Source organism: Candidatus Electronema sp. TJ, from assembly GCF_048287355.1.
GTDB lineage: Bacteria > Desulfobacterota > Desulfobulbia > Desulfobulbales > Desulfobulbaceae > Electronema.
In genome coordinates this window covers 1-20,944 of the sequence record NZ_JBLWEP010000024.1, presented here as the reverse complement: position 1 = coordinate 20,944, position 20,944 = coordinate 1, and the positions used below count along the sequence as shown (strand labels likewise).

18 protein-coding genes are annotated in these 20,944 nt (G+C 57.2%); 4 read left to right on the top strand and 14 right to left on the bottom strand.

The features are described from left to right. Positions 1-10: 10 nt before the first annotated feature. The 11 genes from mqnC to efp form a co-directional block, all read right to left on the bottom strand. Positions 11-1,075 carry a cyclic dehypoxanthinyl futalosine synthase gene (mqnC, locus tag ACNKID_RS03305; protein ID WP_417912012.1) on the bottom strand — a complete coding sequence of 355 codons (1,065 nt, stop codon included), beginning with the start codon at positions 1,073-1,075 and terminating at the stop codon, positions 11-13. A 115-nt stretch (positions 1,076-1,190) separates the two neighbouring features. After that, positions 1,191-1,811, bottom strand: a complete 621-nt coding sequence (locus tag ACNKID_RS03300) for a hypothetical protein (protein ID WP_417912011.1) — start codon at positions 1,809-1,811, stop codon at positions 1,191-1,193. Between the two features lie 382 nt (positions 1,812-2,193). Further along, on the bottom strand, positions 2,194-3,654 hold the full coding sequence (gene gatA, locus ACNKID_RS03295) for an Asp-tRNA(Asn)/Glu-tRNA(Gln) amidotransferase subunit GatA (RefSeq protein ID WP_417912010.1): 1,461 nt from the start codon (positions 3,652-3,654) through the stop codon (positions 2,194-2,196). A 78-nt stretch (positions 3,655-3,732) separates the two neighbouring features. Next, a complete protein-coding gene (yajC, locus tag ACNKID_RS03290; RefSeq protein ID WP_417912009.1) occupies positions 3,733-4,077 on the bottom strand; it encodes a preprotein translocase subunit YajC in 345 nt (114 codons plus the stop codon). A 27-nt stretch (positions 4,078-4,104) separates the two neighbouring features. Next, positions 4,105-5,061, bottom strand: coding sequence for a glucokinase (locus tag ACNKID_RS03285; protein ID WP_417912008.1), 957 nt, complete (start codon positions 5,059-5,061; stop codon positions 4,105-4,107). Further along, positions 5,058-5,687: a hypothetical protein gene (locus ACNKID_RS03280; RefSeq protein ID WP_417912007.1), complete on the bottom strand. Its 630-nt coding sequence runs from the start codon at positions 5,685-5,687 to the stop codon at positions 5,058-5,060. Before ACNKID_RS03280 ends, ACNKID_RS03285 begins: the two co-directional genes overlap by 4 nt. A 959-nt stretch (positions 5,688-6,646) precedes the next feature. After that, positions 6,647-9,805, bottom strand: coding sequence for an ATP-binding protein (locus tag ACNKID_RS03275; protein ID WP_417912006.1), 3,159 nt, complete (start codon positions 9,803-9,805; stop codon positions 6,647-6,649). A 634-nt stretch (positions 9,806-10,439) separates the two neighbouring features. Continuing rightward, on the bottom strand, positions 10,440-11,609 hold the full coding sequence (gene lpxB / locus ACNKID_RS03270) for a lipid-A-disaccharide synthase (protein ID WP_417912005.1): 1,170 nt from the start codon (positions 11,607-11,609) through the stop codon (positions 10,440-10,442). After that, positions 11,606-12,169, bottom strand: a complete 564-nt coding sequence (locus ACNKID_RS03265; protein WP_417912004.1) for a type I restriction enzyme HsdR N-terminal domain-containing protein — start codon at positions 12,167-12,169, stop codon at positions 11,606-11,608. Before ACNKID_RS03265 ends, lpxB begins: the two co-directional genes overlap by 4 nt. Continuing rightward, complete coding sequence (locus ACNKID_RS03260; RefSeq protein ID WP_417912003.1) at positions 12,169-12,726, bottom strand: NAD(P)H-dependent oxidoreductase; 558 nt, start codon at positions 12,724-12,726, stop codon at positions 12,169-12,171. The genes ACNKID_RS03265 and ACNKID_RS03260 overlap by 1 nt, the downstream gene beginning before the upstream one ends. Before the next feature lie 27 nt (positions 12,727-12,753). After that, positions 12,754-13,320 carry an elongation factor P gene (gene efp / locus ACNKID_RS03255; RefSeq protein ID WP_417912002.1) on the bottom strand — a complete coding sequence of 189 codons (567 nt, stop codon included), beginning with the start codon at positions 13,318-13,320 and terminating at the stop codon, positions 12,754-12,756. 197 nt (positions 13,321-13,517) lie between these two features. Between efp and ACNKID_RS03250 the strand changes: the two genes are divergently transcribed. The 4 genes from ACNKID_RS03250 to ACNKID_RS03235 are packed head-to-tail and all read left to right on the top strand — an operon-like array spanning position 13,518 to position 16,784. Further along, on the top strand, positions 13,518-14,018 hold the full coding sequence (locus ACNKID_RS03250; RefSeq protein ID WP_417912001.1) for a metallophosphoesterase family protein: 501 nt from the start codon (positions 13,518-13,520) through the stop codon (positions 14,016-14,018). After that, complete coding sequence (locus tag ACNKID_RS03245; RefSeq protein WP_417912000.1) at positions 14,015-14,815, top strand: hypothetical protein; 801 nt, start codon at positions 14,015-14,017, stop codon at positions 14,813-14,815. The genes ACNKID_RS03250 and ACNKID_RS03245 overlap by 4 nt, the downstream gene beginning before the upstream one ends. Positions 14,816-14,860: 45 nt before the next feature. Beyond that, positions 14,861-16,090 (top strand): lipoprotein-releasing ABC transporter permease subunit, encoded by a 1,230-nt coding sequence (locus tag ACNKID_RS03240; protein WP_417911999.1) that lies wholly within the window; start codon positions 14,861-14,863, stop codon positions 16,088-16,090. Continuing rightward, positions 16,083-16,784: an ABC transporter ATP-binding protein gene (locus ACNKID_RS03235; RefSeq protein WP_417911998.1), complete on the top strand. Its 702-nt coding sequence runs from the start codon at positions 16,083-16,085 to the stop codon at positions 16,782-16,784. Before ACNKID_RS03240 ends, ACNKID_RS03235 begins: the two co-directional genes overlap by 8 nt. Before the next feature lie 6 nt (positions 16,785-16,790). Here the strand turns inward: ACNKID_RS03235 and ACNKID_RS03230 are convergent, their stop codons facing one another. The 3 genes from ACNKID_RS03230 to tgt form a co-directional block, all read right to left on the bottom strand. Further along, positions 16,791-18,251: an NAD-dependent succinate-semialdehyde dehydrogenase gene (locus ACNKID_RS03230; protein ID WP_417911997.1), complete on the bottom strand. Its 1,461-nt coding sequence runs from the start codon at positions 18,249-18,251 to the stop codon at positions 16,791-16,793. A gap of 188 nt (positions 18,252-18,439) precedes the next feature. After that, a complete protein-coding gene (locus ACNKID_RS03225; RefSeq protein WP_417911996.1) occupies positions 18,440-19,597 on the bottom strand; it encodes a hypothetical protein in 1,158 nt (385 codons plus the stop codon). A 41-nt stretch (positions 19,598-19,638) separates the two neighbouring features. Further along, positions 19,639-20,778: a tRNA guanosine(34) transglycosylase Tgt gene (tgt, locus tag ACNKID_RS03220; protein WP_417911995.1), complete on the bottom strand. Its 1,140-nt coding sequence runs from the start codon at positions 20,776-20,778 to the stop codon at positions 19,639-19,641. Positions 20,779-20,944: the final 166 nt, after the last annotated feature.

Below are 20,944 nucleotides of genomic sequence, written 5' to 3'. Positions count from 1 at the left end.
CCAACGATGATCAGCACTGCTGGGCAGGCCGGTAGTCCATCAGCCGCTGCACAGGCTGGAAGCCTGCGCTACTGATCAGCCGCCTGATCTCCTGCTCCGAGAGGCGGAAGCTCACGCCTGCGGCAGCAACAACATTCTCCTCAATCATGGTTGAGCCGAAGTCGTTCACCCCGAAAAAGAGCGAGACCTGCGCGATCTTCGGCCCCTGCGTCACCCAGGAAGCCTGGATGTTGGCGAAGTTGTCCAGATAGATGCGGCAGAGCGCAAGCATACGCAGGTAAGCGTAGCCGGAGGTCTTCTCGGTCTCGGCCAAGGCGGTGTTGTCTGGCTGGAACGGCCAGGGGATGAAAGCGGTGAAGCCGTGGGTCCGGTCTTGCAGGCTGCGCAGCCGCTCCAGATGCTCCAGCCGTTCCTCCCAAGTTTCGATGTGGCCAAACATCATCGTCGCGGTGGTGCGCATTCCCAGCCGGTGCGCCTCCTCCATCACTGCAATCCATTCGTCCGCCGAGCACTTGCGCGGCGCGATCTGCTGCCGCACCCGGTCGGCAAGGATTTCCGCGCCGCCGCCGGGCATGGAGTCCAGCCCCGCCGCCAGCAGCCGCTCCAGCACTGTCCGTGTCGGCAGGCCGGAGAGCTGGCTGAAGTGGCAGATCTCCGGCGGCGAGAAGCCGTGAATATGGATGCCGGCAGCCTTCATCCAGCGCAGCATGTCCTCGTAGAAATCCAGCGGCAAACTCGGATGCAGCCCGCCTTGCAGGAGTATCTGCGTACCGCCCAGCTCCTTTGTCTCTTCAATCTTGCGCAGCAGCTCCTCCTTGCTCAGGACATAGCCCTGCGGGTCTTCCGGGGCCTTGAAGAAGGCGCAGAACTTGCAGGCGGAGATGCAGATGTCGGTGTAGTTGATGTTCCGGTCAATCACGTAGGTGACGACGCGCTCTGGGTGAAGCCGCCTGCGCACTGCGTCGGCAAGAAAGCCGAGCTGATGCAGGTCTGCCTCCGCTGCGAGACGGAGGAAGTCTGCTCCGCTGAGGCGTGCTCCGGCAAGGATTTGGTCGGCAACTGCTTGCATGGTCATGATATTCGTCGTCGGGGGAATGGCTGAGCGGGAGCGGCTCAATTGCGGATCATGGTGAAGCGCAGCGGCGCATGCTTGTTAATCAAATCGAATGCTCGTGCTGTCGCTTGCAGAGTTATTCTTTCTTTATCGACGCGTTCTTGATATGCCTGAAAGCTGTCAAGGCATCGAGGATGAAATCAAACGTTCCTGCCGATCCATTATAATGGTAGACATGCTCCTTTCTCATGACAAGCTCGCCTATATGCACAGGAGAGAAATCTGGATCAGCGCATGAGAGCTGTATCCACTCGCCCTGCTTTCTTTGAAAGCGGCCTTGCAGCGGCTCTATATCATAGTTTGCTATCTGGGTATCTGTTGCTCGCCAGGTATTGTAACTTCCATGACCAACCAAGACAATACTCTGATACTTGTCATCTGATATAATGCTCATGAAGTCTTCTTTTGTGGCATTGAAGAAATAGTCTATCTTCTCTCCTCTTGCATTAAAATATAAAGTCCATGCCGGGTAGCTCCCCAGAAAAGCAAGCGGAGGTGCCCAGTAGTCGTGATCCGTCAAGGCGTGCGCGGACAGCAATACTGCGGCATATTTATCTGTTTTGGTGAACAGATTCGAGAAGAATGCGACTGCCGTTATGGGCAAGTATGCAGCAAAGATAACGAGGAAGTATTTTGCTAAGTGCCGTAATCCGACATTGCCGAACTTCTTCTTGAAGAGAAGATGATATATATTCATGTATAGAGCATCTTGTCACAACAAGAAGAAGCAGAGTGATATTCAGAATGAGAAAACTTTCTCACAACTCAGGCATTTTCCCCTTCACCCGTTCCCGCCGATTCTATTTGAAGAGACACCATATCAATGACAAAACAATTAGAAAAATAACAGCATAGACACATCGTTGAAGTCCATTCTTAGGTACACTGTATTGGGTTCTATTAGGTTCGGGTTGCAGTTGTACAAAAGGAGCGGTGAAAGCCGGAGAGCTTCCACATTCATGTTTACCGCTTCCGTCTAATTCAAATGGCAGCCATTGGCCGTTATCCATTTGAGCCATACGAATACGCTGACCGCAATATTTACAGTCTCTTGTATAGGGCTTGCCCATTTTACTTTCTCACAGCTCCGGCATATTTCCCTTCACTCCCGCCCGCTGCTCCAGATTCCATGCCGCCCGAAAGAGCGCGGCCTCATTGAAATGGCTGGCCTGCATCTGCATTCCAATTGGCAGCCCTTCTGAAGAGAAACCGCAGGGCACAGACATGCCTGGAATGCCTGCAAGATTGGCGGAGATAGTTAGAATGTCGGAGAGATACAAGGCGAGCGGATTATCCGCTTTCTGGCCAAGCGGCCACGCTGGAGTCGGCGTAACCGGCGAAACCAGCACGTCACAGGCGGCAAAGGCCTTGACGAAATCCTCGCGAATCAGCGTCCGCACCTGCGAAGCCTTTTTGTAATAGGCATCGTAATAGCCAGCAGAAAGCGCGTAGGTGCCGATCAGGATACGCCGTTTGACCTCATCGCCAAAGCCCTGCGAGCGGGTCTGCCGGTACATGTCAATCAAGCTGTCCGCCGCTGCCCGCTTGCCGTAGCGCACGCCGTCGTAGCGGGCAAGGTTGGAGCTGGCCTCTGCCGAGGCGATCAAATAATAGACAGCCACGCAGTATTCGGTGTGCGGCAGCGAGACCTCGACCAGCTCCGCGCCTGCGTCTTTGAGCATGGAGATTCCGGCCCGGATGCTGCGCTCAACTTCCGCGTCCAGCCCTTCGCCAAAATATTCGCGAGGAATGCCGACACGAAGGCCAGCCATGCCGTCCTGCAAGGCCGCGCTCCAGTCTGGCACTTCCAGTTTGGCCGAAGTGGAGTCGCGCTGGTCATGCCCGGCAATGACCTGCATCATCAGGGCGCAGTCGGCCACGTCTTTCGTCAGCGGCCCGACCTGATCGAGTGAAGAAGCAAAGGCAACCAAGCCGTAGCGCGAAACCCGGCCATAGGTGGGCTTCATGCCGACCACGCCGCAGAGCGAGGCGGGCTGGCGAATAGAGCCGCCGGTGTCCGAGCCAAGCGAGGCCAGACATTCGCCAGCCGCCACCGAAGCTGCCGAGCCGCCGCTGGAGCCGCCAGCCACATAGCCGAGCTTCCACGGATTGTGCGGAATCTTGTCCTTGTAGGCGCAGTTCTCGTTGGTGGAACCCATCGCAAATTCATCCATGCTGACCTTGCCCAACAGCACTGCGTCTTCAGCCAGCAGCTTTTCCACCACGGTGGCGTTGTAGGGCGGAATGAAGCCTTCCAGCATCTTCGAGCCGCAGGTTGTGGGCATGGTTGCGGTGCAGAGCACATCTTTGACCGACAGCGGCAAGCCGCAGAGCATTCCGCCTTGGCCTTGCGCCAGCTTTTTATCCGCCGCTTCCGCCGCCGCAACAGCCTGATCTTTATGCAGGCTCAAATACGCCCTGACCGAGCCTTCCACCTGATCAATCCGAGCCAGCACCGATTCCGTGAGAGCAGCGGCAGTGATTTCCCGCGCCGCCAGCTTCTGCTGCGCCTGCCGCAGGGTGAGTTTGTAAAGGTCCATTATCGCCCCAAATGACATGGGCGGCTTTTGCGACCGCCCTTTGTTATCAATCTCATGAGAAATCCAGCAAAAGATGCCTCAGCCCTTCTTGGCCGGAGCCGCCTGCTTTTCTTCCGCCGGAGGCATGGGCAGGATGTAGCCGCGCTGCACTTTGATGCGCACATTGTCGGCAATTTCCAAGGTGACAGCGGTGTCAGTCAGGCCGGTGATAGTGCCATGCACTCCGCCGCCTGTCATCACCTTCTCGCCTTTTTGCAGATTGCTGAGAAAGCTCTGCTGCTCCTGCGCTTTTTTCTGCTGCGGGCGGATGAGCAGAAAATAGAAGACCACAAAAATAAGGATGAGCGGGACAAACTGGCCAAAGGAGGCAAAGCCTCCTGCTGCCGGTGCTGCTGCGGATTGGGCGTAGGCTATTCCAGCCATTCAGGTTCTCCAGATGAAGGTTGAAAATCAGCAGGTTGACTGCTGCGAAGCATAGCAGGCCGCGCCAAACAGCCCGATTCGCTCATCGCGGATCAGCGAAACCGAGATATGGGCCAGCACGTCCTGCACTGTGTCTGAGCCTTGCAGAAATTCGTTTCTGAAGGCATCGTTGTCTACTAAGAAAGGATTCTTAATCGCCACGCCGCCGGAGATGAAAAGCTTGCCGCCACCGGCTAAAGTAGTCAAGACATAATTGCGGCAATCTCTGGCATAAAACTTTGCGAACCACTGCGTTGTTTCTGATGCGGCATCAATTTCAGCAGCAACCTCGCTGGGAGATATCTCTTTTCCAGTGATAAAGTGATGCAGCAGGGAAAGTCCACTGCCAGAAACCACATTGTCGCCAACGGGATGCGTTATTCCGGTTTGCTGAACAATGAAAGCGCGGTATCGCTGCTCGAATTCTTCCGCCGTGAAAGGAAAAGGAATCTGTCCAGATTCAGAAGGAAGATGCAGATAGTCTCCTTGCGCTGTTTTTTTCAGCGTGCCGTGGCCAAGTCCTGTTCCTGCGCCGACAATCGCAATATCATCCCGCGTCTGTTCTGTTTTGATTAACGGCAGCGCGTTGGCCACCGCTTCGGTAAGACAGCCGTAAGCTTGGGCTGTGAAATCGTTGATGAAGGAAATTTCTGTATCAGGGTAGAGTTTCTTCAGGCTGGATTTGCTGATCTCCCATTTTATATTTGGGAAAGAGAGCACATCTGCTGGAGTCACCGGGCCAGGAATGGCGAGAACAAATTTGCTGTGCTGCTGCACGTCAAATTGGCCGCCGTTTTTATTCAGCGCGTTCAGCAGTTCCTCGAAGGAATCAAAATCTTTTGTTTTTATAGTTGTCGAACTTTTAAACAGAAAATTGTTTCCTTCACGCTGAAAACAGGCAAACCTGCTGTTTGTTCCGCCAATGTCTGCTGTTAACGTGGTCATGGCTTGTCGTTTTGTTCGTGCTCTTGCTTTGCCGTAGAAGTTGATGATTTAAAACTCCAACCTAAGAAAATTAAAATAGCTCCACCGATAATTGAGTAAAAAATAGCTATAGGAAACCCCCATTGATCCTTATTATGCGCATTGTAGGCCAATACTACAGACAAACAATAGTATATTAAAAAAAGAACATAGAAAGAAATAGCCAAAAAAACATCAACTAATCTTTTTTCTTTGATGCCACAAATATTTTTTCCAGATTCAAGCCATCCCTCCCAGTGTCTCTGGCTTGTATTGCATTTTTTACATTTAAAGCAAGGTTCTATATTTTCCTTAATGAATTGTCCGCAGCGCATCAAAGCTCTTGTTTCTGACAAGAAAATCAAAAGAAAAGTACAAATGATGATAGGAAGAGATGCTCTTAATATTTTTAAATTTTCATAATTTTCTGCTAAGAAATAAGATGAAGGCAATCCTATTATACCTAACATCGCAAGCTGAAAAATACGAGCTTTCGTTTCTTTTACTTCTTCTCGTAAAGTTTTATATTGTTCTATCAAGAAATCATTTTGTTCATAGTCTTCTTGACCGTTATCGGTTTCGACTGCTGGCTGATTATTCTGCTTCATGGTGTTTTACTCCTAGTTATTCTCTATAGCTAAAACGCCTTCCCTCCACAAACCGATCTTCCGCAATCACCTGGCGCATCTCCGTCATCAGCGAGGAATCTCCTGCTTGGCAGCCTCGTGAGATTTCCCGCTCCGCTTGAAATGACACGAGGATTAGCCAAATTATCCTGCTCTGGCTCTACGAGCGCGGCAGCTGTTGCTCAGGCCAGCCGTTTATCTTTCAGACAGGCCGCCTATAATTTCCTGCGCCTCAATTCAAACTTGGAATGCGGCACCCGTCAGATAGATACGCCGTTTCATCTTTCAGACAGGCCGTCTATAATTTCCTGCGCCTCAATGCAAACTTGGTTTGAGGCGTTTGAGACTTGGGATGCGGCATCTGTCAGATAGACAAGCCGTTTCATCTTTCAGACAGGCCGTCTATAATTTCTTGCGCCTCAATGCAAATTTGGTTCAAGGCGTTTCAGACTTGGGATGCGGCATCCATCAGATAGACAAGCCGTCTATATTTCTGCGCCTTAATGCAAATTTGGTTTGAGGCATTTCAAACTTGGAATGCGGCATCTGTCAGATAGATACGACGTTTATCTTTCAGGCGGGCCATCTATATTTCCTGCGCCTCAATGCAAATTTGGTTTAAGGCGTTTCAGACTTGGAATGCGGCATCCGTCGGACAGCCAAGCCGCCAGAATTTCTGTCATTCTGAGCAAAACAAGGAATCTCCTGCCCGTCTGCCTTGCGGGATTTCTTGCTCCGCTCGAAATGACACGAGGAATGGTCAGATTATCCTGCTTCAGCTGCAAGGCGAGAATCTCGCTGGATTTGAAAGAAATGGCACAGGCGCAGCGTTCGTCCGCCGGCCCCTGATCTTCCCGACAGCAACTGTTTTTTATAACAACTCTGCCGCTTGAAGTAAAGAGCATTCCATTGCGGACGGGATGCCGTCTTTATCCAGCCCTTCACCGGCTGTTCCGTCCGCCGTTCGACCCGCAGCCCGACGCAAAGGCCGCCCGCCGGTTTGCCGCTGAATCAAAGTCTTCCGGTTCAGCCTCCTGCCGGGCTGCGGCGATGCAGCGGGACATGGCGGCGTACATCTCCTGAGCATCAAAGGGCTTGCCGATGTGGTCGCTCATGCCTGCGGCCCGGCTCTTCTCTCGGTCGTCGGCCATGACATTGGCGGTCAGGGCGATGACCGGCAGACGTTTGTGCTGCGGCTGCTTCCTTATTGCAGCGCAGGCGGTGTAGCCGTCCATCACCGGCATCTGGATGTCCATCAGGACGCAGTCGAAGCTGCCGTTTTCCAGCTTTTTCAGGGCCTCCGCGCCATTGCTGGCAATGGTCACTTTGATGTCCTTGCGGCAAAGAAGAATTTTCGCCAGCTCCTGATTGAGCAGGTTGTCTTCGACCAGCAGCACCTTTGTTCCGTGCAGAATGGAATAGTCCAGCTCCTCGTTCTCTTCGTCGCTTTCTTTGCTTTGAGGCGGCGCGGCCTCAAAGGGCAGGATGAACGAGAAGCGCGAGCCTTGGCCCACCTCGCTGTCCAGCCAAATGCGCCCGCCCATCAGCTCGACAAGATTCTTGCTGATGGAGAGGCCGAGACCAGTGCCGCCGAATTTGCGGGTGGTGGAGCTGTCCGCCTGGCTGAACGACTGAAAGAGCTTGGCCTGCTGCTTCGGGGTCATGCCGATGCCGGTGTCGGCGACGCAGAATTGCAGCAGTATCCGTCCCTCTTCCTGGCCAGCCTGCTCCTGCTCCAGCAGCCCAACGCTGACTTTCACTCCGCCCTGGCTGGTGAATTTCACCGCGTTGTTGCCAAGGTTGATGAGAATCTGACCGAGGCGGAGCGGGTCGCCTTTGAGCCGGGCCGGAACAGTGTCAGCCACCTCAATGTCAAGTTCCAGCCCCTTCTCTTCAGCCTTCATGCCGATGATGTCGGCAAGGGTGTCAAAAACCTTTTGCAGACAGAAAGGTATTTGCTCAATGTCCAGCTTGCCCGCCTCAATTTTGGAGAAATCGAGAATGTCGTTGATGATGCCGAGCAATGACTGGGCGGAATTATGGACTTTCTGGATGTAGTTTTCCTGCTCCGGGGTGAGATCGGTCTCAAGAGCCAAGCCGGACATGCCGATGATCGCGTTCATCGGCGTGCGTATCTCGTGGCTCATATTGGCAAGAAATTCGCTCTTGGCCCGATTGGCCGCTTCGGCCCGTTCCTGCGCCTCTGCCAGCTTCTGAGTGATGAATTCGTATTCGGTGATATCCTCGAGAATGCCGTCTATAGAGAGCAGCGCGCCGCCTGGGCCGCGCACCGGATGCGAGGCGATTCGGATTGTTCGCAGGCTGCCGTCTGGATGGGTGAACTGCATGTCGTGCTGGACAAAGTCGCTCTTGCCCTCGCGGATGCGGGAGAGATGCAGCCGAGCTTGCTCCAGCGACTCCGGCAGCCATTTGATTGTTTCCGTCCAAGAAAGTCCGCCGGTCAGCTCTTCCTTGGCGCAGCCGAAGACTGACAGTGCGCCGTCGCTGGCGTAGGTCCATGCCTCGCAGTCCGGCTTTTGGCTGAAGACCACGAACTTCTCTCCGATGTCGTCCACCAGCCGCTGATATTTCTCTTGGTTTTCCTTGAGCAGCTGCTCCTCGCGCTTGCGTTGGGTGATGTCGCGCACCACTTGGATGATCACCGAGCCATCCTCACTGTCCACGAACCGCGCAGCCGCCACTTCAAAAATCCTGTTGTCCACTTCGCCGGGCAGATAGCAGACTGATTTTTCCTCCTGCAAGGCTTCCCGCACATGCGTCCGGCACCACGGATGATGCCCGTCCTCAGACAGGCCGCAGCAGGAGGAGCCGGTCAAGTCGCCAAACCACTCAATCATCACTTGGTTCATGTAGCGCACCTCGTTGCGCTCGTCCACGATGATCAAGCCCAAGCCGATGCGGGCCAGCGCGTCAATGATCGCCAAGGACTGGGCCTGCGCAATCTTCAGCTCGCTGTTGACCTGCCGCAGCTCTGCAACCCTCGCCTTCAGTTCTGCGGTGCGCTCCCGTATCTGCCGCTCCAGTCCAGCGTTGACCTGGCGGATGGAGCCTTCCGCCCGCGCCAGCTTCCATGCGCTGAAGCAGATGACAGCGGCCAGCAGCACAGCAACGCCCGCAGTTCTTTTGGCAATGCTCTGCCTGATTGCTGAGATGGATTCCGGTGCCGTCCACGAGATTACCTTCCAAAGGCCGCTGTGATCCGGCGGCAGGATGCCGTTTGTATCTTTGAGCGGACAGACCGTGCTCCAGACCCAGAGGCCGTCATTGTCGAGCAGCGATCCCTCTTGTTTTCGGATGATTTCCTGCCAAGATGTCGGCGCAGAAGAGGACAGCAGCGGACTGGGGGCGGCAGGAGAAGGCTCAATCAGCCTTCGTCCTGAGCTGCTGAAGATGGAGACGTGATCTCTGATTTTTGCTGTGCTTTCGGAAAAATCGTGCAGCATATCCTCTGTGGAGCAAGTGAGGATCAGAACGCCCAGCCTGCGGCCCGCCGCATCAATCAGCGGCGCAGCCGCCCGAAGGGTCAGTTCGTCCGATTCCTCCTCCGCGCTGATTTCCGGCTCTGAGAAATAAACCTGCCCTGCCTGCCTTTTGGAAGCCTCGATAAAATCAGGATGGCCAGTCTTGCTGCGCAAAATTTGCGGCGGCATGATCTGCGGGCCGCCGGGCAGATTGTCCACCCAGACCCGCTCCATGCCTGCGCTGTCCACCCAGCGCACCTGCTCATAACTCCGCATCTGATCGTAGATATGCTTGTTGAGCAGGAACAGGACGAATTCATTGCCCAGCCGTCCCAGATTTTCTTCAGTCGGCGCGGCGGCCAGCTCCAGCACCTCCTTTTTTTCAGCCAGATAAAGCAGGTCGGTGCTGACGCTCCGCAGGCTGGCGGTGAGCAGGGCCGCGCCTTGGCCGACATGCAGAGTTTCCTGAGTTTTCAGGCTGTCCAGATCGCTTTCCAGCTCAAGGCTGGCATAGAACCACGCGCCTGCCAGCAGCAGCAGGAGGGCCGGAATTATCCGTTTGACAAAAAGCGCGTCTTGAACACGCCTGACAGCCTGCGCATATATCCGTTTCATCATCCTGTCTTCCATCTGTCCGCCGTTCCGTCTTTATGGCTGAAATAAGCTGCCAGATGAGCAAGATGCACTATGTCATGCTTTGGCAAGGGCCGTCAACACAAATTTCAGCCGCAAACGGCGCGGAGGCACGGCCTGCGGCGGCGCAGGCAAGGCAGCCGCCTGATTGGGAAGTATTTTTTTCCGGCAGTCGGCAGATGGATTTTTTGTTCTGGAAGGAAGGCGCAGCTGGAGCATCATAACATGATTCCCTTGCCCTGCGCCAGATTGTCCGTCCCGCAGGGGCGGACCCCTGTGTCCACCCTGAAGCCCCTGCGGCGCAAAGCTTGCAGGAGAACCATTTCATGCTGCTCCAGCAGTGCATGCGTTGCGCCGTTTTTTCTGCGAATCAAAAGCCCCGCCTTTTGCGAGTCAAAAGGCCTGCCTTTTGGGAGTCAAAAGCTATCCCTTTTGCGGATCAAAAGGGTACCCTTTTGCATGTCAAAAGGGATCCCTTTTATATGGTGAAAGACATGCTGCCTGTTTCAGACATCGAGGCAGGCGCAGAGACCTGCCCCTGCGGCGCAAAGCTTGCAGGAGAACCATTTTATACCGCTTTGGCTGGACACTGCCGCAAGGGCTGGCGGACAGGAGGAATTCAGCTTGTCATGCATGACAAGGCCAGCACCGCCGCCCGCTCGGCGCAGCCAGGCGGGCCGAGCATTTCTGTGACTTCAGCCAGCCCGCGCAGCGTTTCACGGCGGCAGCCTGCATCGTCTATGAGCTGGCGCAGTTTGGCGGCAAGGGCTGCCGGGCTGACTTGGTTTTGCAGCAGCTCCGGGATCACCTCGCGCCTGGCGATCAGATTGACTAAAGAAAAATGGCGGAGATGACGGACGAGCAGGCGGCCTATCCGGTAGGTCCACGGCGAGACCCGGTAGGCGGCGACAGCGGGCACACCAAGGATGGCCAGCTCCAAGGTCACGGTGCCGGACGCGGCGGCGGCTGCGTCGCAGGCGGCCATCAGGGCGTAGCGGTCGTCGTCAACAACGCGGATATTGAGCCGGTTTTGATGCAGAGCAAGGCCGTTTTCCCAAAGCAGCTCCTGAGAGACAGTGGAGGCGCGGGGCAGAAGAAAAAGCCAGTTTCTGCTCTTGTCTTCGGTCGTGAGCAGCTCTGCTGCGGCGAGAAAGTCCGGCAGCAGCGAGCGGATTTCTTTGGCCCGGCTGCCGGGAAGCAGACCGACCACGCGGCAGTCCGGCGCGACATCCAAATCATGCGCCCGGAAGAAGTCGGCGCGGGAGGAGAGGCTTTCCGGGCGCACGGTGTCCTTGAGCGGGTGGCCGACAAAGTCCACGGTCACACCGCGCCGGGCGTAAAAATCCTGCTCAAAGGGCAGAATCACCGCCATCCGATCAGTCAGCCTGCCGATTTTTTTCACCCGCCCGCTGCGCCAAGCCCAGACCTGCGGGCTGATGTAATAGAAAACTGGGATGCCGAGCTTTTTCGCCGCAGCGGCAAGGAGGAGGTTGAAGTCGGGGTAATCAATCAAAATCAACAGGGCAGGGCGGTCAGCCCGCATCCGCTTGATCAGGGCTTTGCGGGCGGCGAGGATATCGCCAAGATGGCTGAACACCTCAGTGATGCCAACCACTGCGATTTTTGAAGCGTCACAGAGCAGCTCCACCCCGGCGGCGGCCAGCTCCCTGCCGCCGAGGCCGGAAAACCGCAATCCGGGCCGCAGCAGGCTCATCGCCTCAACCAGCCGCGCCCCGTGCATGTCACCAGAAGCCTCTCCAGCGACGATCATCACATGCCGCCCTTTCATGACTGCCCGCACCGCTCCTTCCGGCGGCAGCAGACTTCCAGATCAAAGGCGTTCAGCACCCGCAGGTTGCGCTCCCGCTCCGCGCCAACAAGCGGCGGTCGGGGCGGATGCTGCACGGCCAACATCGCCAGACGGGTGCGGTCAGGAATGGCGGACATGCCGACAGCTAAAACCTTGCCTGCCGCCGTCTCCAGCAGTTCAGCATCTCGGCCGTTTGTCACCAAGGCCAGCGGAATGCAGCAGGCTGCATCCAGCACCCGCGCCGCCGCCAAGGCCGGTTTCTCCCGCGTGACCAAGGAGCCAGGCCCATAACGGAGGATCAGCAGCCGCTGGCCGTTCAGCGAGACAGTCAGATCAATGATTGAGCGGACAAAGACGCTGTTGAACAGCGTCTCAATGGCCAAGCGCGGCTCCAGCTCCGCTTTGGCAAAACCCTTCTCCTCAACCAAGAGCCGGGCGAGCTGCTGCCGGAACCGCTCGTCGTCGGTGTCCGGCAGTTCCTCGCCAGTCAAATAGTCCTTCAGGCTGCCGTAAACGAAATGATGGCCGCTTTGGCGCATCAGCTGATCGTGATGCTGTCAAGCAGAGCGCGGTATTCCTCCGCCCGCCGGGCCAGCTCCTCGTCGCTGATGCCGCCCATCTTTACTGGCACCACGCTGTGCACGACAAAAGGCGGCTGCCAGATCATGCCGCAGAGATTGGCGGTCTGCTGGAAGGGACGCAGCAGCTCGCTCATGGTGAAGTTGTTGCGCCCGCCGGAGCGGTAGGCCTCCTGCGGCCCGCCGGTGGTGACTGCTGAGAGCCAGAACTTGCCTTTGAGCTGCTCGCCTGCGCCGGGAGGATAGGCGAAGCCGTATTGCAGCACCTGATCCAGCCATTCCTTGAGCAAAGCCGGGCCGCTGTACCAGCGGACAGGGTGCTGGAACACAATCAGGTCGTGCTCCAGCAGCAGCTTCTGCTCCTGCTTCACGTCAATTTTCAGATCAGGGTATTCCTGACAGACATTGCGGAAGGTGAGATTGGTCAGCTGCCGCGCCGCTTCCGCCAAGGCTTTGCCGCCTCTGGATTGGGCAAAGGTTGGATGGAAGAGGTTGAGCAGAATGCGGGGCTTCGCCATGATGTCCTCCTGAGTGTTAGGATAGGGTCACTCCTTGACGCGGGTGAGATACTCGCCGGAGCGGGTGTCAATCTGGATCAGGTCGCCCTCAACCACAAAGGGCGGCACTTGCAGCTGGTAGCCGGTCTCCACGGTCACCGGCTTGGTGTCGGTGCCTGCGGTGTCGCCTTTGGCCCAAGGATCGGCCTGCGTCACCTTTAGGTTGACGAAGTTGGGAATGGTCACGTCGATCGGGCGGCTGCCGCCGAAGAACAGCACGGTCACTTCCATGCTTTCCTTGAGGAAATGGACGTTGTCGCCGAGCTGCTCCTTGGTCAGGAAGATCTGCTCGTAGTTGCTGGTGTCCATGAAGTGATATTCCTCGCCCTGCGCGTAGAGGAACTGCATCTTGCGCTCGTCCAGCTCCGGCTTGTCGAATTTGTCGTTGGAGCGGTAGGTGTTGACGAGCTGGTTGCCGGTGATCAGGCTGCGCATCTTGGTGCGGTAGAGTGCTTGGCCCTTGCCCGGCTTGGAGAACTCGAACTCGGTGACGATGTACGGCTCGCCGTCAATCTGAACTTTCAGGCCCTTGCGCAGGTCTGCTGCTGAGTACATTGGCTTTTTCCTTCGGAAATCTGGGTGAATGAGACGCGCTGCGGAACGCGGCGCACGCAAGGCTGCATGTTACGGGATGAGCCTGTTTTTTGCAACCTTTCCTTGTCTTTTCTTGTCAAGTGCGGGTTCTTCTTTTAAACTGAGAAGCGGTCACAGTTTTTTTCTTTCTCCAACCTTCACTCAGCACAGTGAGCTTCATGATCAAGGCAGGCATCCTCTCTGACACGCATTTGTCCCGTGTGCCCCCCGATTTTTTGGAGGCAGCCTGCCGCTGCTTTGCGGACTGCGAGGTGATCATTCATGCTGGCGACACAGTGGATGTCTTCATGCTTGATGCCTTCCGGGGAAAAACCGTTCACGCCGTGCACGGCAACTGCTGCAGCACGGCCACTCAAACTGTCCTGCCCAAGCAGCTGGAATTCGAGCTGGGCGGCTTCAAGATAGCCCTGACCCACGGCAACCAGTTCGGTCGCCACGGCATGGACATCGAGCCGGGTTTGCTCACTCATTTCCCGGAAGCGGACTGTTTAATCTATGGCCACACTCACAACGCGGTCTGTCGCTGGGACAAAAACAGGCTGATCATCAACCCAGGCTCGTTTCAGCTTAGCAGCCGCTACAGCCATCCCTGCACTTACGCCACGCTGGAGATTAGTGGTGCGGAGCTGCGGGGGAAGATTCACACTCTGCGCTCATGAAAATTCATGCGTGGTGGCGGCTAGAGGAGGACTGGGCCAAAATTGGCGGCGAAAAAATCCGCATCAGATGCTGGGGCGGCTCGGACAGCTCTGCCGAGGACGCTTCGCGGCAGGCTTGGGAGAAAATAGACAGAATCCGGCGCAAGCTCTCCGGCGAGACCGGCCTTTTCGAGGACTATGAGGCGGAAATCCGCGAGGAGATCGTGCGGCGGCTGGACGAGCAAGCTGTGATCACCCGCAACCGCTACGGTGCGCAGGTTCTCAATGTGGCCGATCTGATGATCATGGATATCGACCAGCCGCCGCGCTCCTTCTGGGATATCTTCCGGCGGCGGAATCCGGCGGCGGGCAAGGAGAAAATCATCGCCAAAGTCCGCAGGTTGGCGGAGCCGGAAGTCCGGCGTGGCTGCGCCTTCCGCATCTACGAGACCAGAAACGGCATCCGGGTGATCGTCTTGGGCCGCCGCTCCGATCCTGCCGCAGCGGAGACCGAGGCGATGATGTGGGCCTTCGGCTGCGATCCGCTCTACATGCTCCTCTGCAAAAAGCAGGGCTGCTTCCGGGCGCGGCTCACGCCCAAGCCGTACCGGATGCGGCTGCGCGGGCATCGCGTCAAGCTGCTGCGCAGCCCGGAGGAAGAGGCGCAGTTCCGCAGCTGGCTGGCGGAATACGAAGAGCGGAGCCGCGATTTCAGCACATGCAGGCTGCGGGAGCAACTCGGCGCAGCCTCTTTGCCGGAGACTGTGCTCGTTCACGACGAAATCAGCAGAGCAGACAGCGGCCTGCGGCTGGCCTGAGCTGATCAGATCAATCCAATTCCAGAGCTGCGCTCCTGAAAATCCATGTCCTTTGAACGCTTTGTCAGCTTCCGCTATCTGCGCGCCAAACGCAGGCAGAAGTTCATCTCGCTGATTTCCCTGATCTCGGTGCTCGGCGTGGCGGTCGGGGTGATGGCCCTGATTGTCGTGCTGTCTGTGTACACCGGCTTCACCGAGGGCTTGCGCGACCAGATCATCGGCATCAACGCCCATGTCTTGGTGCAGCAGTTCGGCGACGAGATCGACCGGCCCGCGCCGCTCAAGTCGGCGGTGGAAAAGGTCAAGGGGGTGACAGCGGCCACGCCCTACATCTATGCCCAAGCCCTGATAACCTCCGGCAGCGGCCAGTCGTCAGGCATCGCTGTTCGCGGCCTTGATCCGGCCAGCGCGGGTCGGGTGATCAGCTTGGAAACAAAAATGATCAGCGGCAGCTTGACTGATCTGAGCGGCGAGCAGGAGCTGCCCGGCATCGTGTTGGGCAAGGAGATGGCCGCTCAGCTCCGGGTGCGGCAGGACGGAAAAATCCGCCTGATCTCGCCCAACGGCCCTCTCACGCCGATGGGGGTGATGCCCAAAGTGCAGACCTGCGTGGTCAGCGGCATTTTCGCCACCGGAATGTACGAGTACGATTCGACGATGGGCTTTGTCAGCTTGGACACCGCCCGGCGACTGGCGGGCATAGAAGGCGAGGGCGTGCATGGTCTTGAGGTGCGGGTGGCGAATATTGACAAGGCTGACTTGGCCGCCGCCGCCATCCGTGCTCAGCTTGGCCCGGCCTATTCCGTGCGTGACTGGATGCAGCTCAACCAGAACCTCTTCGCCGCCCTCAAGCTGGAGAAAATCGGCATCTTCATCGCCCTTGATCTGATCATTCTCGTCGCCGCCTTGAACATCATCAGTGCGCTGGTCATGGTGGTGATGGAGAAAAACAAGGACATCGCTATTCTCAAATCCATGGGCGCAAGAACTGGCTCGATCATGCGCATTTTTTTCTATCAGGGGATGGTGATCGGCCTGAGCGGCACCGCGCTGGGAGTCACGCTCGGCCTCAGCCTCTGCGCCCTGCTCAAGCGGTACAAGATCATTGAGCTGCCAAGCAACGTCTATCCCATGTCCACCATGCCGGTGAAAGTGGTGCCGATGGACGTGACTGTGATCGCTGTCTCGGCCATTCTGATCACGCTGGCCGCTACCCTCTATCCTTCTTGGAAGGCATCGCGCATCCGGCCTGCGGAGGCTTTGAGCTATGAATGAGCCGCTGAACATTGCCGATGCTGACTCCCTGCTGCTGCATGCGGTCAACATCCACAAGGATTACGGAACGAAAGAAAATCCGGTGCGGGTGCTGCGCCGGGTGAGCATCGAGGTGGCGCGGGGCGAGATGCTGGCCATTGTCGGCGCATCCGGCTCCGGCAAGACCACTCTGCTGCAAATCCTCGGCAGTCTTGACGTGCCGGACAAGGGCCAGCTTTTCTTTGCAGGCCGCGATTTGCGCAGCCTCTCTGACAATCAGCTCGCCGCACACAGGAATAAAAACATCGGCTTTATCTTCCAGTTCCATTACCTGCTGCCGGAGTTCACAGCCTTGGAAAATGTGATGATGCCCGGCCTGATCGCCCGGCAGCAGGAAGGCAGGCTGAAAGAGCGGGCCAAACGCCTGCTTCAGCAGGTTGGGTTGGGACACCGGCTGGAGCACCGCAGCGGCGAGCTGTCCGGTGGCGAGCAGCAGCGGGTGGCCTTGGCCCGCGCCTTGGTCATGCAGCCTGCTCTGCTCTTGGCCGATGAGCCGACCGGCAACCTTGACTCTGCCAGCGGTCAGCAAGTTTTTGAGCTGCTGACCGAACTCTGCCGCACCCAGTCCATGTCCGTGGTCATGGTCACCCACAACATGGAGCTGGCGGCGGCGATGGACCGCTGCCTGACCCTGAAGGACGGTGCTTTGGCGTGAAAAGCGTTATTTTTCTATCCCGGCCAGACAGAGATATTTCAGCTCTAGATACTCGTCAATGCCGTATTTCGAGCCTTCACGCCCGATGCCGGACTCCTTGATGCCGCCGAAGGGCGCGGACTCGGTGGACATGATGCCGGTGTTGATGCCGACCATGCCGTATTCCAGATTTTCCGCCACCCGCCAGCATTTGCCGATGTCGCGGCTGTAGAAATAGGAGGCGAGACCGTAGGGTGTGCCGTTGGCAAGTGCCACGGCCTCTTCCTCGGTTGCAAACGAGAAGAGCGGCGCGATGGGGCCGAAGGTCTCTTCCTGAGCGATGCGCATGGCTTGGGTCACGTCCAAGAGCACGGTCGGCTCGAAGAAGAAGCCGGTTTTGCCGATACGCCTGCCGCCGCAGCCTAACCGCGCACCTTTGTCCAGCGCATCTTTGACCTGCGTCTCCATGCGCAACACCGCGTTGAGGTCAATCAGCGGACCCTGAGTCACTCCTTCGTCAAAGCCGCTGCCAACCCGGAGCTGCTCCTGCACCGCTTGAATCAGCCGCTCGGCGAATTTCTGATAAATCCCTTTTTGGATGATGAAGCGGTTGGCGCAGACACAGGTCTGACCGGAGTTGCGGTATTTCGAGGCAATTGCCCCGGCCACGGCCTCGTCCAGATCGGCATCATCAAAAACAATGAAGGGCGCATGGCCGCCCAGCTCCAGCGAGACTTTTTTTACAGTGTCCGCACACTGACGCATCAGGATTTTGCCCACCTGCGTTGAACCGGTGAAACTGAGTTTGCGCACCGCCGAATTGGCGCACAGCTCGCCGCCGATCTCTTCCGCTGGGCCGGTGAGGACGTTGAACACGCCAGGAGGAAAGCCTGCCTCCTCAGCCAGCGCGGCCAAGGCAAGGGCAGAGAAGGGGGTCTGGGCCGCAGGTTTGACCACCACAGCGCAGCCAGCCGCTAATGCCGGAGCCGCCTTGCGGGTGATCATGGATGAAGGGAAATTCCACGGTGTGATTGCGGCGCAAACTCCAACCGACTGCTTGAGCACGATGATCCGCTTGCCCGACTGGGCCATCGGAATAGTGTCGCCGTAAACCCGCTTCGCTTCCTCGGCAAACCATTCGACAAAGCTGGCCCCGTAGAGAATTTCGCCCTGCGCCTCGGCCAACGGCTTGCCCTGCTCAGCGGTCATGATCATGGCCAGATCGCGCTGATTGGCAACAATCAGCTCGTGCCAGCGGCGGATGATCCGGCTGCGCTCGTGGGCGGTGCGGTTCCGCCAGCCTGGCCAAGCAGCTTCGGCGGCGGCAATGGCCTGCCGGGTCTCCTCTCGTCCTAAGGACGGCACCGCGCCGAGCAGTTCGCCCGTGGCTGGATTATGCACTTCAATGGTGCGGCCTGTGACTGCGTCTGTCCATCCGCCGCCCACAAAGCAGCGGCTGCGGAGCAGGCTCTTGTTGTTCAAATTCATTTGCGCTTCGGGTTGAGGAATCTCGGAAATCCGGGCGGCGCACGGCGGATGCCGTCGTCCATTCTCTATACAGTGTTTTTTCAGCTTGCTGCGGCCTGCCGTTCCCGCCTCATTCCTTGCTGGGAATGAGGCATCCCAAACGAGAAGCAAGGCGTGCTGCATTCATTTTTTCAGAACATTGCAGCGTTTCAGCCTTCCGGTGTCTCCGCCTTCTTCTGCGGCGCAGGCGCAGTCGGACTGAGCGGCGGCAAGGAGGCATTGCTGGGATAGCTCTTCAACGACACTGTCGGCGCAGGCTGGGCGGTGATTTCCAAATAGGTGGCCCCCACGCCGTCGCGCCAAGAACCGGAGTTGGCGTATCTGCCCTGCTCCAGCTGCAAGATTTTTCCCTGATGGGTGTGCCCTGTGACGACAATTTTCGCTTTGCCCTGAGTCAGCAGCTGCTGCGCGCGCCAGTCGAGATCGGTTGAAGCAACGGCTGTCCTGTACAAACCCTCCAGCCCGTGCAGTCTGAACCAGCGCACCAGCAGGCGGTGGTAATGCTGCCTCACCTCGCCGACAGTCACGCTGCTGCCGCCGGGCAGGAGAATCTGGCTGCTCTCGTTGACAGAAGGATTAACTAATTTGACATACCAAAGCAGCACGTCAACAACACCTTTAATTAAAGAAGAACCGGCGGCGGCCACAACATGCTCAAGAAAAAAATCAAAGCCAAGCAGATCACTCATGCCAAAGCCGGCACGGCGGGACAGATGGCTGAAGCTGAACAACGCGCCGAATTCCGCCTCAATCCGTTGGGAGACCGCCCGCCAGACCTCGTTGCCGCCGCCCGCGCTGGCCACCAAGCGAGTAACGAAATAGCCGAAGGGCAGATTTTCAATCGGATCGCCGGAGATGTCTGGGGCATTGAAGATGTCGACCAAATGCCCATGTTCCAAATGCAGCGCACCGGGATGTCCGGCGTTGTAATAATCTGTTTTGATCCATCTGATCTTCGGGCTGATCAGGTCGAGATCAGCCTGCGTCACGCCCATATCGTGATTGCCGCAGAGATAGCTGACCTGCGGCAGTCTGTCCGCGCATTCCCGCAGCGCGGCGATGACCGAATCCGGGCCGCTGCTCCAGTGCTGGATGATCTGCGCCGCACTCCACGGCATGACATGGATGGGAAACAGCCACAGCTCAAAGATATCGCCCAGCAGCACCAGTTCCCTGACCTTGGCATCATTGGCAGTCTGCTTGAGAAACCCTTTCAGCCGCTCGCCGCTCTGCCGGTTGAACCAGCTCCAGCTTTCCTCATCGCTCAGGTGAGCATCGCTGATGACAACTATTTTCGACTGCTCCATGAATTTTCCTCCTTTTGTCGATGCTGCTGCGCAAAGTGTTTTCAAAAATCCTTTTCGTCCAGACCGCCTGATCTCTGCGCATAAAACTCCTTGCGCCACTCCAAAAAACGGTCTGCTGCAATCGCTTGACGCATCTCCGCCATCAGCGAGCAGTAATAATACAGATTATGCATGCTGTTGAGCTGGTAAGCAAGGATTTCACTGCATTGGAAAAGATGGCGCAGGTAGGCGCGGGAGTAGTTGCGGCAGGTGTAGCAGCCGCAGCGTTCATCCACAGGCCTCTGATCTTCGCGGTAACAGCTGTTTTTTATCACCACTCTGCCGCTGGAGGTGAACAGCATCCCGTTGCGGGCGTTTCGGGTCGGCATCACGCAGTCGAACATGTCAACTCCGCGAAACACGCCCTCGACCAGATCCTCCGGCGTGCCCACACCCATCAGGTACTTGGGATGGCTGTCTGGAAGCAGATGAACAGCCGCGTCCAGCATCGCGTGCATCTGCTCCTTGGGTTCGCCCACAGACAGGCCGCCGAGGGCGTAGCCGTCAAAGCCGATATTGATCAGCTCTTCCGCTGACTGCCGCCGCAGCTCAGAATACATGCCGCCCTGCACAATGCCGAAAAGAAGCTGGCCAGTCCCGCTCTGCGCGGCGCGGCAGCGTTTCGCCCAGCGCGAGGTGAGGGCTGTGGCCTTGGCCGCCTCGTCGTAGCTTGCCGGATAGGGAATGCAGGTGTCCAGCACCATCATGATGTCCGAGCCAAGGGCCTCCTGCACTTCCACCGCCTTTTCCGGGCTGAGGAAAAGCTTGCTGCCGTCAATGTGCGAGCGGAACTCCGCGCCCTCTTCGGTGATTTTGGCCAGCTCTTTCAGGCTGAATATCTGGAACCCGCCGGAATCGGTGAGGATCGGTTTGTCCCAGTGCATGAATTTATGCAGCCCGCCGAAACAGCGGCGGATTAGCTCATGACCGGGCCGGATGAAGAGGTGATAGGTGTTACCGAGAATGATCTGCGCACCCAGCTCCTCCAGATTTTCCGGGGTGACGGCCTTGACCGTGGCCTGCGTCCCGACCGGCATGAAAACAGGAGTGTCAAATGTCCCGTGCAAGGTGGAGACCCTACCGCAGCGGGCCGGGCATTGGGACGATTGATGCAGCAGATCGAAGGGTGAATACGGAGGCATGAATGCGAGACGGAAAAAGGAATGTGACAGGTCTCCTGCATAAGTCAACAACAAGGATTTGCAGCAAGGAACAGTCAGGTTGCAGCGAAGTGCAACCAAGCAAAGGAAGAGTCCTGCTCGGCAGCCAAGAAATTTGGCTCGGCCGGAAAGAAGTCCGGCTTGGCCA